The organism is Pseudomonas sp. G7(2022), from assembly GCF_052660475.1.
In genome coordinates, this window is sequence record NZ_CP109659.1 from 1,432,395 (window position 1) to 1,446,234 (window position 13,840).

The following is a 13,840-nucleotide window of genomic DNA, read 5'->3' on the forward strand; positions in this document are numbered from 1 at the left end:
AAATAATGAACCAGCCTCAGTCCGCTGTAGGTAACTGCCTCGACGTGCAGTCCTTCATCAATGCCCAACCGATCTCGCGCTATCAGTGGCGGGTGGTGATTCTGTGTTTCCTGATTGTCTTTCTCGATGGCCTCGACACGGCGGCCATGGGATTCATCGCGCCGGCCCTGTCCCAGGACTGGGGCATCGACCGCGCCAGCCTCGGTCCGGTGATGAGCGCCGCGCTGATCGGCATGGTTTTCGGTGCGCTGGGTTCCGGTCCGCTGGCTGACCGCTTCGGGCGAAAAGTCGTACTGGTCGGCGCGGTATTTCTGTTCGGTGCCTTCAGCCTGGCGTCGGCCTACGCCACCAACGTCGAGCAACTGCTGGTGCTGCGCTTCCTCACCGGTCTGGGGCTGGGTGCCGGCATGCCGAACGCCACCACGCTGCTGTCGGAATACACCCCGGAGCGCAAGAAATCGCTTCTGGTGACCAGCATGTTCTGTGGCTTCAACCTGGGCATGGCCGGCGGTGGATTCATCTCGGCCAAGCTGATTCCGGCGTTCGGCTGGCACAGCCTGTTGCTGATCGGCGGGATTTTGCCGCTGATCCTCGCTGTGGTGTTGCTGGTCTGGCTGCCGGAATCGGCGCGTTATCTGGTGGTGCGTAATCGTGGCACGGACAAAGTCCGCAAAACCCTTGCGCCGATCGACCCGGTCACCGTCGCCCAGGCAGCGAGTTTCAGCGTGCCGGAACAGAAAACCGTCAAGGCACGCAACGTGTTCGCGGTGATTTTCTCCGGAACCTACAGCGTCGGTACGTTGCTGTTGTGGCTGACCTATTTCATGGGCCTTGTCATCGTTTACCTGCTGACCAGCTGGCTGCCGACCCTGATGCGCGACAGCGGCGCGAGCATGGAGCAGGCGGCGTTTATCGGCGCGTTGTTCCAGTTCGGCGGGGTGCTGAGTGCGGTCGGCGTGGGTTGGGCGATGGACCGGTTCAATCCGCACAAGGTCATCGGCATTTTCTACCTGCTGGCCGGGGTGTTTGCCTACGCGGTCGGGCAGAGCCTGGGCAACATCACGTTGCTGGCGACGCTGGTGCTGGTGGCGGGCATGTGTGTCAACGGTGCGCAATCGGCGATGCCGTCGCTGGCGGCGCGTTTTTATCCGACTCAGGGGCGGGCCACCGGTGTGTCGTGGATGCTCGGGATTGGCCGCTTCGGTGCGATTCTCGGGGCGTGGATGGGCGCGACCCTGCTGGGCCTGGGCTGGAATTTCGAGCAAGTGCTGACGGCGCTGGTGATTCCGGCGGGCCTGGCCACGGCAGCGGTGGTGATCAAGGGCCTGGTCAGTCATGCGGATGCGACTTGAGTTGAGTCATTTTGATCCGCGCTGAATGTTCCGGCGCCTTCGCGGGCAAACCCGCTCCCACATTGGAATGCATTTCAAAATGTGGGAGCGACCTTGTTCGCGAAGGCGTTCCGAAGAAGTTTTTGATGTTGATTGATAGGTAGGTAACAATCTGTTCGATAATCGAACACTCAGTCGATTATCGGATTGTTTGGTGATTTTCAGCGGCTTAATCTTCAGTGACTCCGGCGCACAACCTCGCGCCTTTTTATCACTGGCGATTCACTACAAAAACGGGAGCCCGCTCCATGGCTGAGATCCTTTCGCTGCACGACGCGGTGAAGCAATTCGTCAACGACGGCGACACCGTCGCGCTCGAAGGTTTCACTCACCTGATCCCTACGGCAGCGGGTCATGAAATCATTCGTCAGGGCAAGAAAGATCTGACGCTGGTGCGGATGACCCCTGACCTGATCTACGACCAATTGATCGGCGCCGGCTGTGCACGCAAGCTGATCTTTTCCTGGGGCGGCAACCCGGGTGTGGGTTCGCTGCACCGTCTGCGCGACGCAGTCGAGAAGCAATGGCCGCATGCCCTGGAAATCGAAGAACACAGCCACGCCGACCTGGCCAACGCCTACGTTGCTGGCGCTTCCGGCCTGCCGTTCGCGGTGCTGCGAGCCTACGCCGGTTCCGACCTGCCGAAGGTCAACCCGCTGATCAAATCCGTGACTTGCCCGTTCACCGGTGAAGTGCTGGCGGCGGTGCCGTCGGTGCGCCCGGACGTGACCGTGATCCACGCCCAGAAAGCCGACCGCCAAGGCAACGTGCTGCTGTGGGGCATCCTCGGCGTGCAGAAAGAAGCTGCACTGGCCGCCAAGCGCTGCATCGTCACCGTCGAAGAGATCGTCGACAACCTCAACGCCCCGATGAACGCTTGCGTGCTGCCGACCTGGGCCTTGAGTGCGGTCTGCCATGTGCCCGGTGGCGCGCATCCGTCCTACGCCCACGGTTACACCGAGCGTGACAACCGCTTCTATCAGGCGTGGGACCCGATCGCTCGCGACCGTGAGACGTTTACCGCGTGGATCAACGAATACATCCATGGCTGCGCTGACTTCAGCGAGTTCCAGGCCAAGTTGGCCGCTGCTTCGGAGGCCAAGTAATGACTTACACCACCAATGAAATGATGACCGTCGCCGCGGCCCGTCGCCTGAAGAACGGCTCGGTGTGCTTCGTCGGCATCGGCCTGCCGTCGAAAGCCGCCAACCTGGCGCGCCTGACCTCGTCGCCGGACGTGGTGCTGATCTACGAGTCGGGCCCTATCGGTGCCAAGCCAAGCGTGTTGCCACTGTCCATCGGTGACGGCGAACTGGCGGAAACCGCTGACACCGTCGTGCCAACCGGTGAGATTTTTCGCTACTGGCTGCAGGGCGGACGCATCGACGTCGGTTTCCTCGGCGCGGCGCAGGTCGATCGCTTCGGCAACATCAATACCACCGTGGTCGGCGATTACCATCAACCGAAAGTCCGTCTGCCGGGTGCCGGTGGCGCGCCAGAGATTGCCGGCTCCGCGAAAAGCGTGCTGATCATCCTTAAACAGTCGGCGCGCTCGTTTGTCGACAAGCTCGATTTCATTACCTCGGTCGGCCATGGCGAGGGCGGCGATTCGCGCAAACGTCTGGGCCTGCCGGGCGCAGGTCCTGTCGGCATCATTACTGACCTGTGCACCATGGAGCCGGAAGAGGGCACTAATGAGTTCGTGGTCACCGCGCTGCACCCGGGCGTGACCCGCGAGCAAGTGGTCGCCGCCACCGGTTGGGCGATCCGTTTTGCCGACAGCGTTGCAACTACCGCTGAACCGACCGAGGTCGAGCTGACCGCCCTGCGCGATCTCGAAGCCCGCACCGCAGCGGCCCACGGCCAGGCACCGGGAGAAGCATGATGCGCGACGTTTATATCTGCGATGCGATTCGTACCCCCATCGGCCGTTTCGGTGGCGGTCTGGCAGCGGTTCGCGCCGACGACCTGGCCGCCGTGCCGATCAAGGCCCTGATGGAGCGCAATCCTTCGGTGGACTGGAGCGCCATCGACGAAGTGTTCCTCGGCTGCGCCAACCAGGCCGGCGAAGACAACCGCAACGTGGCGCGCATGGCGCTGTTGCTGGCCGGTCTGCCGGACAGCGTGCCCGGCGTCACTCTCAATCGGCTTTGCGCGTCGGGCATGGATGCCATCGGCACCGCGTTCCGCGCCATCGCCAGCGGTGAAATGGAGCTGGCGATTGCCGGCGGCGTCGAGTCGATGTCCCGTGCACCGTTCGTGATGGGCAAGGCTGATGCGGCGTTCTCGCGCAACATGAAGCTGGAAGACACCACCATCGGCTGGCGTTTCATCAACCCGTTGATGAAAGCGCAGTACGGCGTCGACGCGATGCCGCAGACCGCCGACAACGTCGCCGACGACTACGAAGTTTCCCGCGAGGATCAGGACGCTTTCGCCCTGCGCAGTCAGCAACGTACGGCCGCCGCCCAGGCTGCCGGGTACTTCGCCGAGGAAATCGTCGAAGTGCGGATTGCCCACAAGAAGGGCGAAACCGTGGTCAGCCAGGACGAACATCCCCGCGCCGACACCACGCTTGAAGCCCTGACCCGACTGAAACCGGTCAACGGCCCGGACAAGACCGTCACCGCCGGCAACGCTTCGGGCGTGAACGACGGTGCTGCCGCGCTGATTCTGGCCTCGGCCGAAGCGGTGAAAAAACACGGCCTGACCGCCCGCGCCAAAGTGCTCGGGATGGCCAGTGCCGGGGTTGCGCCACGGGTGATGGGCATCGGCCCGGTGCCGGCGGTGCGCAAACTCACCGAACGCCTCGGCGTGGCGGTCAGCGATTTCGACGTGATCGAGCTCAACGAAGCGTTTGCCAGCCAGGGTCTGGCGGTGCTGCGCGAACTGGGGCTGGCGGACGACGCGGCCCAGGTCAACCCGAACGGCGGCGCGATCGCCCTTGGTCATCCGCTGGGCATGAGCGGCGCGCGTCTGGTGCTGACCGCCCTGCATCAGCTGGAAAAGACCGGTGGCAAGAAAGGTCTGGCGACCATGTGCGTCGGTGTCGGCCAGGGTCTGGCCCTGGCCATCGAACGCGTCTGACGCAAGCCGTGACGAAAAAGAACAGAGGAAAGCGAAATGACTGACAAGCCTGGTTACCGCCGCCCGCAGGAAGGCACCCAGCCGCCGTACCTGCACCCCAATTATCAATCCACCAATCTGCGCTCGCCCTCCAAGCCGTTGGTGTTTCTGCCGCATTCGCTGTCGGAAATCACCGGGCCGACCATCGGTGCCGAGCGTGTGGCCGATACCGATAACGATCTGACCGCCCAGCATCAGGGTGAGCCCCTTGGCGAGCGGATCATCATTCATGGGCGTGTGCTCGACGAAAACGGTCTGCCGGTGCCGGGGATTCTGGTGGAGATCTGGCAGGCCAACGCCGCCGGTCGCTACAACCACGCCCGTGACCTGCACGACGCACCCCTGGACCCGAACTTCACCGGCACCGGCCGCACCGTGACCGACGCCGACGGCTGGTATCAGTTCCAGACCATCAAGCCCGGCGCCTATCCGTGGGGCAATCACCACAACGCGTGGCGCCCGGCTCACGTACATTTCTCGCTGTTCGGGCCGAGCATCCTGACGCGTCTGGTCACGCAGATGTATTTCCCGGGCGATCCGCTGCTGCCGTACGACCCGATCTACAACTGCGTGCCGGACACCTCGGCCAAGGAACGCCTGATCGCCGCTTTCGATCTGGAAAAAACCATTCCGTCCTACGCCATCGCTTATCGCTGGGACATCGTGCTGCGCGGCCGCGAAGCCACGCCGATGGAGAAATGAGATGACCCTGACTGCGACCACGTCCCACACCGTCGGGCCGTATTACCACATCGGCCTGACCTGGCTGAACCGTGAAAACCTCGCCAACGAACTGACCCTCGGCCAGCGCGTGGCGATCACCGGGCAAGTGGTGGACGGCAACGGCGACGTCGTCAACGACGCCATGCTCGAAGTCTGGCAGGCCAACGCCGCCGGCAAATACGATCACCCGGAAGACGAGCAGGCCAAACCGCTGGACCCGAATTTCGAAGGTTTCGGCCGGGTGCCGGTGGATGCCGAAGGGCGCTTCCGTTTCACCACGATCAAACCGGGCACGGTCGAAGGCCTGAAAGGCACGACCCAGGCGCCACATCTGGTGGTGCTGGTGTTTGCGCGCGGTCTGGTGAAACACTTGCTGACGCGGATTTATTTCGAGGGCGATCCGGCAAACGTGAATGATCCGTTGCTCGAATGCGTACCGGCCGAGCGCCGCACCACGTTGTTGGCCAAGCCGGATGCGGCGGGTGTTTATCAGTGGAATGTGATCCTGCAGGGCACTGATGCGGAAACCGTGTTCTTCGATTACTGAAGATCACCACACATCCCTTGTGGGAGCGGGCTTGCTCGCGAAGAGGGCCTGTCAGTCGCCATTGATGTTGGCTGACCCACCGCTTTCGCGGGCAAGCCCGCTCCCACAGGGATTTGCAGCGCTTGAGTATCTGCGGAACGGGACTGTTGCAAAGTATGTCTAGACTCTCACTGTCCCTATCGAGTGAAAAACAATGACAACTATCACCTCCCACTACACCGGCGAAGAGCGCAGCAAGCGCATCTTCGCCATTGTCGGCGCGTCGTCCGGCAACCTGGTCGAATGGTTCGACTTTTATGTCTACGCCTTTTGCGCGATCTATTTCGCCCCGGCGTTTTTCCCCTCCGACAATCCTACGGTGCAACTGGTCAACACCGCCGGGGTATTCGCCGCCGGGTTCCTGATGCGCCCGATCGGCGGCTGGATTTTCGGGCGTCTGGCGGACAAGAAGGGCCGCAAGACGTCGATGATGATTTCGGTATTGATGATGTGCTTCGGCTCGTTGCTCATCGCCTGTCTGCCGACCTACAACAGCATCGGCGTCTGGGCGCCGTTGCTGCTGTTGTTCGCGCGTCTGCTGCAAGGCTTGTCGGTAGGCGGCGAATACGGCACCACCGCGACCTACATGAGCGAAGTCGCGCTCAAGGGGCAGCGCGGGTTCTTCGCCTCGTTCCAGTACGTGACGCTGATCGGCGGGCAACTGCTGGCGGTGTTGCTGGTGGTGATCCTGCAACAGTTCCTCTCCGAAGAAGAATTGCGTGCCTACGGCTGGCGAATCCCGTTCGTGGTCGGTGCGGCAGCAGCGCTGATTTCCCTGTTCCTGCGCCGCTCGCTGAAAGAAACCGCCAGCAAGGAAATGCGCGAGAACAAAGACGCCGGCAGCATCCGTGCGTTGTTCCGCGATCACAAAGCGGCGTTCATCACCGTGCTCGGTTACACCGCCGGTGGCTCGCTGATTTTCTACACCTTCACCACCTACATGCAGAAGTATCTGGTGAACACCGCCGGCATGCACGCCAAGACCGCCAGCTACATCATGACGGGCGCGCTCTTCCTTTATATGTGCATGCAGCCACTGTTCGGCATGCTCGCCGACAAGATAGGCCGGCGTAACTCGATGCTTTGGTTCGGCGCGCTCGGTACGCTGTTCACCGTGCCGATTCTGTTGAGTCTGAAAAGTGTCAGCAGCCCGGTCCTGGCCTTCGTGCTGATCACCGTGGCACTGGCGATCGTCAGTTTCTACACCTCGATCAGCGGCCTGGTGAAAGCCGAAATGTTCCCGCCGGAAGTCCGCGCCCTCGGCGTCGGCCTGGCTTACGCGGTGGCCAATGCGATCTTCGGCGGTTCGGCCGAATACGTGGCCCTGAGCCTCAAGGCCGGGGGCATGGAAAACGCCTTTTACTGGTACGTCACGGTGATGATGGCAGTGGCGTTCCTGTTCAGCCTGCGCCTGCCGAAACAGGCCGCCTATTTGCATCACGATCTCTAACCGAAGGGCGCGGGCCGTGATGGCCCGCGCCGGCAAGGACTGTTTATGACTCAGCGACCGGGCAATCAATTGTTCGATGCCTACTTCACTGCCCGCGATATGCGCGACGTGTTCTGCGATCAGGGCCGGGTGCAGGCGATGCTCGACTTCGAAGCGGCGCTGGCCCGGGCCGAAGCGCGGGTCGGATTGATTCCGGCGAGTGCTGTCGCGTCGATCGAAAACGCCTGCCGCGCCGGGCTGTTTGATTTCGCAGCGCTGGGCGAGGCGATTGCCACGGCCGGCAATTCGGCGATTCCCCTGGTGAAGGCGTTGGGCAAACAGATTGCCGCGACCGATGCCGAAGCCGAGCGCTACGTGCATCTGGGCGCTACCAGTCAGGACGTGATGGATTCCGGGTTGGTGCTGCAATTGCGCCAGGCGCTGGAACTGATTGAAGGGGAGCTGGCGCAACTGGCCGATTCCCTCGCCATTCAGGCGCAGCGCCACGCCGCCACGCCGCTGGCCGGGCGCACCTGGCTGCAACACGCGACGCCCGTCACCCTTGGGATGAAGATTGCCGGTTGGCTCGGCGCCGTGACCCGCTGCCGTCAGCGTCTGCGCGAACTCAAGCCGCGGCTGCTGGTGCTGCAATTCGGCGGCGCGTCCGGCACCTTGGCGGCGCTGGGCGAACAGGCGTTGCCGATTGCCCGTGCACTGGCCGAAGAGCTGCAACTGACCCTGCCGGAACAACCCTGGCACACCCAGCGTGATCGCATCGTCGAGTTTGGCGCGGTGCTGGGTCTGATTGCCGGCAGCCTCGGCAAGTTCGGCCGCGACATCAGCCTGTTGATGCAGACCGAAGCGGCGGAAGTATTCGAGCCTTCGGCACCGGGCAAGGGCGGTTCATCGACCATGCCGCACAAACGCAATCCGGTGGGCGCAGCGGTGCTGATCGGCGCGGCGACCCGTGTGCCGGGTCTGGTCTCGACGCTGTTCAGCGCCATGCCTCAGGAGCACGAGCGCAGCCTCGGCTTGTGGCACGCCGAATGGGAAACCCTGCCGGAGATCTGCTGCCTGGTGTCAGGTGCGCTGCAACAGGCGCGGTTGCTGGCCGACGGTCTGGAGGTTGATGTCGCGCGCATGGCCCGCAACCTCGAATTGACCCAAGGTCTGGTGCTGGCCGAAGCGGTGAGCATCGTGCTCGCGCAACGAGTCGGCCGCGACACCGCGCATCATCTGCTCGAACAATGCTGCAAACGAGCGGTGGCCGAACAACGCCACCTGCGTGCGGTACTCGGTGACGAACCGCAGGTGACCGCCGAACTGAGCGCATCCGAACTGGATCATCTGCTCGATCCCGCCCATTACCTCGGTCAGGCGCAGGTCTGGGTCGAGCGTGCGGTGGCCGAACATAACGCATTGTCTGACTGAAAGGAGAGGGCTGTGGCTTTCGTTCAACTCGCCGATGGCGAACTGCATTACTCATTGGAAGGCCCGGTCGATGCGCCGGTGCTGGTGCTGTCCAACTCGTTGGGCACCGACCTGCACATGTGGGACGCGCAGATGCCGGCCTTCACCGAACATTTTCGGGTGCTGCGTTTCGACACGCGCGGGCACGGCCAGTCGCTGGTGACGCCGGGCCCTTACAGCATCGAGCAACTGGGTCGCGACGTGCTGGCGCTGCTGGATGCGCTGCACATCGAACGTGCGCATTTCTGCGGTCTGTCGATGGGCGGGTTGATCGGGCAGTGGCTGGGGATCAATGCCGGTGAGCGTCTGAACAAACTGATCGTGTGCAACACCGCTGCAAAGATCGGCGATCCGTCGGTGTGGAATCCGCGCATCGAAACCGTGCTGCGTGACGGCCCGGCGGCGATGGTCGCCTTGCGCGATGCGTCGATTGCCCGATGGTTTACTCCGGATTTTTCCGCCGCCAATCCGGCAGCGGCCAAGCAGATCACCGACATGCTGGCTGCGACCAATCCTGAAGGTTACGCCGCCAACTGCGCGGCGGTGCGCGATGCGGATTTCCGTGAGCAGTTGTCGTCGATCAAGGCACCGCTGTTGGTGATTGCCGGTACGGAAGATGCGGTGACGCCACCGTCCGGCGGGCATTTCATTCAGGAGCACGTGCGCGGCGCCGAGTACGCCGAGTTCCATGCGGCGCATCTTTCCAACGTTCAGGCCGGCGACGCGTTCAGCGACCGTGTGCTGACATTCCTGCTGGCCGATTGAGGGGATTTCCGTGGACGAGAAACAACGTTACGACGACGGCATGCAGGTGCGCCGCGCAGTGCTCGGCGATGCTCACGTCGATCGCAGCCTGACCACGCTGACCGAGTTCAACTCGGAATTCCAGGAGATGATCACCCGTCACGCCTGGGGCGACATCTGGACCCGGCCGGGCCTGCCGCGCCATACCCGCAGCCTGATCACCATCGCCATGCTGATCGGCATGAACCGCGAAGGTGAACTGAAGTTGCACCTGCGGGCGGCGGCCAACAATGGCGTGAGCCGTGGCGAGATCAAGGAAGTGATCATGCAGAGCGCGATCTACTGCGGGATTCCGGCGGCGAATGCGACGTTTCATCTGGCCGAATCGGTGTGGGATGAGCTGGGTACCGAATCACGCGAGTAATCGTCGAGTTCGAAGAATCGCAGCCTGTGGAAGGCTGCGATCCTTTGGACTTCACACCTTGGCAACAATGAAAATCCGCTTGAACGCAAACAGCGTATGCCCGTCATCCTCCTGCGGATAATGGGCATGCACTCGCATCAGGTAGTGATAAATGAAGCGCGCCTGTTCTTCTGACGTCAGTCCCTGCATCACCGGCCGCAGCGCCGACACCTTCACCCAGTCATAAATCGGCGAACTTCCGCGCACGACCTGCAACTGTTCGGTTTCCCAAATATCCAGCGATTGGGTCAGCGGCGCGAGCAAACGGTAGTAATCCTCCAGTGACAACAACGTCCGTGCCGCCATGCGCTGGCGCAATTGCGCGGTGCCAATCGGTCGACCGCAGGGGCCGGCATCGTCTAGGGTTTCGAGCATCAACCGATACCACAGCGCATCGCGCCAGTCGGGCATGTGTGCGGCCAGACAACCGCCAGTGTTGAGGTGGCGAAGCAATCCCGGCAACAGCGTTCGATGGTCATCGATGAAGTGCAACACGGCCGCGGCAAACAACAGGTCGGCCGGCTTGCGGGGTTTCCAGTGTTGCAGGTCAGCGTGTTGCCAGCGCGCCTTGATCGGCAGGCAGCGGGCGACCTGAAGCATGTCTTTCGAACTGTCGATGCCCTTGATCTCTGCCTCGGGCCAGCGATCGGCCAGGACCTTCGTGGCAATTCCGGTACCGCAGCCCAAGTCATAAATGCGTTGGGGATTTTCCAGGTCGACACGGCCGAGCAATTCGTCGACCGGTTGTTGCCTGAGACGGGAAAACTGCTGGTACGCCCGGGCGTCCCAGTCGGTGCCGGTCTTGACCGGCGTTTCGAGTTTTACGCTCATGAGGTGATCCTCTCTGGCGAGTTAAAGTTGTCTTCCGATGACGTTGAGCGCTTTCAGGACAACGGCCACGCCTTTGCGTGTATCGCCGTCGTTCAACAGTTTGAGCAGGGCAAAAACGCTTGGTGGCTGGTGTTGCGCGGCGACTTCAGCCTTGGCCAGACGCAGAGCATTGGCCGCCTCCCAACTGCAGGCTGCCGCCTGTTCGATCAGCAAGGACAGTTTCTCCACCATGGCTTCATCCAGCAGGTCGACCAGATCCGACAGCAGGGACAGCAGGTCGACAATGTTTTCCAGCCGTCCAGCGTCGATCAACGGTTGCAGTCTGGCCATCAGGGCGGTGTAGCCGGGTGTGGCCGACAGGGCTTCAGACTCTTTCATCAGCAATCACTCCTCCCTGTGCAGGGTCAAAGCATTCCACGGGCCGCCATCCAGTACAGACCGCGATTAAAGCCATTGCGCAGCAGCCCTCCGAGTTTGGTCGGTGGCGTCGGCAGTACGTCACGGCTGTAGTCGTACCAAAGCGGCATTCCGGCATTCAGGCCCATTTGCGCAACGGCCTGAACGCGGCCGTCATAGGCACTGATGGGGTTTCCCAGACGGATTTCGGCGGCGATGTTGTTGGCGATCACCGGCGCCTGGTTATGGCAGGCGCCTCCGGCCTTGCTCACTGGCAGGTCAACGGCGTCGCCGATCACATAGACCCCGTCCAGACCATAGACCTGCAGGGTTTCGTGGTTGGTCGGCAACCAGCCTTCGTTGTTGGGCGCCTGGGAAATACCGGATTCCAGCACGGCATCCACGGCGCGGATCGGCGGGGTTGCCATCAGGATGTCGAACGGTTCGTCCGCGCCTTCATGGGAGTAGGCGATTTTTGCGTCGGGATCGACCTGGCTCAGAGTGAAACCGCGCCGATACTGGATGCCCGCTTTGTCGAAAATGCCCGGCAGGATCTCTCCGGTCGGGCGTTGCAGGAACAGACAGTTGCGCAACAGCTGGGCGGTAGTCGGGTAGGTGTAGATGATCTCCACGTTCTTGCGAACACCACGACGGCACAGAAAATCATGCAGCATGAGTGTCGTTTCTACCGGAGCAATACCGCATTGGTGCGGCACATTGGGAGTCTGCGGAAAAGACACGGTAATGAAAATCCGGCCCTTTTCAATCGTGCTCAGACGTTGTGCCAGTTGGCGCGCCGGATCGTATTGATAGAAATGGTCGCCGGCCTCTTTCAAACCCTCGATGCGTTCCGGAGCGGGCTTACAACCGGTGGCGATGACCAGATAGTCGTAGCCCAGACATTGGCCGCTACGGGTCTTGAGGCGTTGGTTGTTGAAGTCGAACCGCGTGACCTGTTCGACCTGAAAGTCGATTTCAGGGCGCAACAACTCGCGTTCCGGACGTTTGAGTTCTTCCTTGAAGAACAGGTTGAACGCCACGTACATGAACGCGGGTTTGTAGTAATGATCGGGGGAGTCCGACAGGAGGGTGATCGAGACTTCGCCACGCAGGATTTCGGGATACAGCTTGCCGACCAGTTGATTGGCCAGCATGGTTCCGCCTACGCCGCCACCGACGATAACTATTCGCTTTTTCATACCTGACCTCCGTGGTCAAGGTGTGCTTCGCGTACAGCATCCGGAGATAACGGAAGGTAAATGGGCTCCTACTGCGGGCTGGAGAATAAAAAACACCGCCTAAATGTAACCGGGTCCCGGGGACTTGCCAGACTCAAATGACCAGCGGTTGAAGACGGCGCTCGCGGGGAGCGCCGTTTTCACATTCACAGCAGACTGATTGGATAGCTGACGATCAGGCGGTTCTCGTCAAACTCGTTGTTGCTGAAATCACGACGCATGGTCGAGTTGCGCCATCTGACGTTCAGGTCCTTGAGCGCACCGCTTTGCACGGTGTAGCCCAGTTCGGACTCCCGGCCCCATTCCTTGCCGTCGGTGGTGGTCCCGGTGTGGACGTTGTCGCCACTGATGTAGCGGTTCATCAGGGTCAGGCCGGGAACGCCGAGGGCGGCGAAGTTGTAGTCATGGCGCAGTTGCCAGGAACGTTCCCGGGCGTTGTCGTAGCTGGAGTTGTAGCTGTCGTTGGCGAGCGTTCCACCGCTGGTGCCATTGACGCGCATCCAGGCGCTGTCGCCGGTGAGTTTTTGCAGACCGACGTAGAAGGTGTTGCCGCCGTATCGCGCCGAAAACATGCCCGACCAGGTCTTGTTGTCGAGGTCGCCGGCGCGGGCACTGCCGTCGTCCTTGCCATAGAAGAAGCCGAGGTTGGCGCCCAGGGTCCAGTCGCCGAGCGGCTGGCTGTGGATCAGGTTGACGTATTGCTGGCTGTAGATGTCCTTGAGTTCGGCGTTCCACAGGCCGATCTGGGTGCGCTTGTCGTTGAACACGTATTCGCCGCCCTGGAAGTTGAAGCGGTCGGAGGTGAACGCGGCTTTGCCGGTCATCGACATGTCGCTCATGCTGCTGTCGTCACGGGGACTGTTGGCGCGGAACTGGCCGCCGTAAAGGGTCAGGCCATTGATTTCCTTCGAGGTGATCTGGCCGCCGCGAAAGGTCTGCGGTAATGAGCGGCCGTCGTCCGAGCGCAGGATCGGCAGCACCGGCATCCATTCACCGACCTTCACTTCGGTCTGCGACAGCTTGGCCTTGAACGCCACGTTGGTGCGACCGAAGTTGTCTGCCGGGCGACCGTCATGGTCCAGGGGCAGCAATTGCGTGCCGCCCGTTCCTTTACCGCCATCGAGTTTCACCGAGTACAACCCCAATACGTCCATGCCGAAACCGACGGTGCCCTGGGTGAAGCCGGACTTGGCGTCGAGGATGAAGCTCTGCGTCCATTCTTCAGCCTTGCCCTGAGCCTTGGTCGGGTTGGTGAAGTTGCGGTTGATGTAGAAGTTGCGCAGGTTCAGGTTGGCCTTGGCCCCGTCGATGAAACCGGCTTCTTCAGCCGCAGCGGGCAGCGCGACGCTGGCCAGGGCGAGGGCGATCAGGCCGGGAAATGCGTAGGGCGCAGGGGAGGTTGTCATGGACTCGGGTCTCTCTTGTTTTTTTGGGCAAACGGGG

14 protein-coding genes are annotated in these 13,840 nt (G+C 61.8%); 10 read left to right on the forward strand and 4 right to left on the reverse strand.

Annotation, left to right across the window (positions count from 1 at the left end; all coding sequences use genetic code 11):
- Positions 1-5 precede the first annotated feature (5 nt).
- The 10 genes from NE357_RS06445 (at position 6) to pcaC (ending at position 9,893) form a co-directional block, all read left to right on the forward strand.
- Complete coding sequence (locus NE357_RS06445) at positions 6-1,352, forward strand: MFS transporter (protein WP_169429177.1); 1,347 nt, start codon at positions 6-8, stop codon at positions 1,350-1,352.
- Positions 1,353-1,639: 287 nt separating this feature from the next.
- A complete protein-coding gene (locus NE357_RS06450) occupies positions 1,640-2,497 on the forward strand; it encodes a CoA transferase subunit A (protein WP_003222404.1) in 858 nt (285 codons plus the stop codon).
- Positions 2,497-3,276 carry a CoA-transferase subunit beta gene (locus NE357_RS06455; protein ID WP_169429178.1) on the forward strand — a complete coding sequence of 260 codons (780 nt, stop codon included), beginning with the start codon at positions 2,497-2,499 and terminating at the stop codon, positions 3,274-3,276. Before NE357_RS06450 ends, NE357_RS06455 begins: the two co-directional genes overlap by 1 nt.
- Positions 3,273-4,478: a 3-oxoadipyl-CoA thiolase gene (gene pcaF / locus NE357_RS06460; RefSeq protein WP_169429179.1), complete on the forward strand. Its 1,206-nt coding sequence runs from the start codon at positions 3,273-3,275 to the stop codon at positions 4,476-4,478. Before NE357_RS06455 ends, pcaF begins: the two co-directional genes overlap by 4 nt.
- A gap of 36 nt (positions 4,479-4,514) precedes the next feature.
- Entirely contained in the window at positions 4,515-5,219 is a 705-nt protein-coding gene (gene pcaH / locus NE357_RS06465; RefSeq protein ID WP_169429180.1) for a protocatechuate 3,4-dioxygenase subunit beta, read from the forward strand.
- Position 5,220: 1 nt separating this feature from the next.
- Positions 5,221-5,787, forward strand: a complete 567-nt coding sequence (gene pcaG, locus NE357_RS06470) for a protocatechuate 3,4-dioxygenase subunit alpha (RefSeq protein ID WP_169429181.1) — start codon at positions 5,221-5,223, stop codon at positions 5,785-5,787.
- Between the two features lie 193 nt (positions 5,788-5,980).
- A complete protein-coding gene (locus NE357_RS06475; protein WP_169429182.1) occupies positions 5,981-7,276 on the forward strand; it encodes an MFS family transporter in 1,296 nt (431 codons plus the stop codon).
- Positions 7,277-7,321: 45 nt separating this feature from the next.
- Positions 7,322-8,686, forward strand: coding sequence for a 3-carboxy-cis,cis-muconate cycloisomerase (locus NE357_RS06480; protein WP_169429183.1), 1,365 nt, complete (start codon positions 7,322-7,324; stop codon positions 8,684-8,686).
- Positions 8,687-8,698: 12 nt separating this feature from the next.
- Complete coding sequence (gene pcaD, locus NE357_RS06485; RefSeq protein ID WP_169429184.1) at positions 8,699-9,490, forward strand: 3-oxoadipate enol-lactonase; 792 nt, start codon at positions 8,699-8,701, stop codon at positions 9,488-9,490.
- Positions 9,491-9,500: 10 nt separating this feature from the next.
- Positions 9,501-9,893 (forward strand): 4-carboxymuconolactone decarboxylase, encoded by a 393-nt coding sequence (gene pcaC, locus NE357_RS06490; protein WP_011332825.1) that lies wholly within the window; start codon positions 9,501-9,503, stop codon positions 9,891-9,893.
- 51 nt (positions 9,894-9,944) lie between these two features.
- Here pcaC and NE357_RS06495 read toward each other — a convergent pair whose 3' ends face one another.
- From NE357_RS06495 to NE357_RS06510, 4 genes are all read right to left on the reverse strand, one after another.
- Positions 9,945-10,763, reverse strand: a complete 819-nt coding sequence (locus tag NE357_RS06495) for a methyltransferase domain-containing protein (protein ID WP_169429185.1) — start codon at positions 10,761-10,763, stop codon at positions 9,945-9,947.
- A 21-nt stretch (positions 10,764-10,784) separates the two neighbouring features.
- Positions 10,785-11,141 carry a DUF1641 domain-containing protein gene (locus tag NE357_RS06500; protein ID WP_243433378.1) on the reverse strand — a complete coding sequence of 119 codons (357 nt, stop codon included), beginning with the start codon at positions 11,139-11,141 and terminating at the stop codon, positions 10,785-10,787.
- A 26-nt stretch (positions 11,142-11,167) separates the two neighbouring features.
- Positions 11,168-12,358 carry an NAD(P)/FAD-dependent oxidoreductase gene (locus tag NE357_RS06505; protein ID WP_169429186.1) on the reverse strand — a complete coding sequence of 397 codons (1,191 nt, stop codon included), beginning with the start codon at positions 12,356-12,358 and terminating at the stop codon, positions 11,168-11,170.
- Positions 12,359-12,543: 185 nt separating this feature from the next.
- Positions 12,544-13,803 carry an OprD family porin gene (locus NE357_RS06510; RefSeq protein WP_169429187.1) on the reverse strand — a complete coding sequence of 420 codons (1,260 nt, stop codon included), beginning with the start codon at positions 13,801-13,803 and terminating at the stop codon, positions 12,544-12,546.
- Positions 13,804-13,840: the final 37 nt, after the last annotated feature.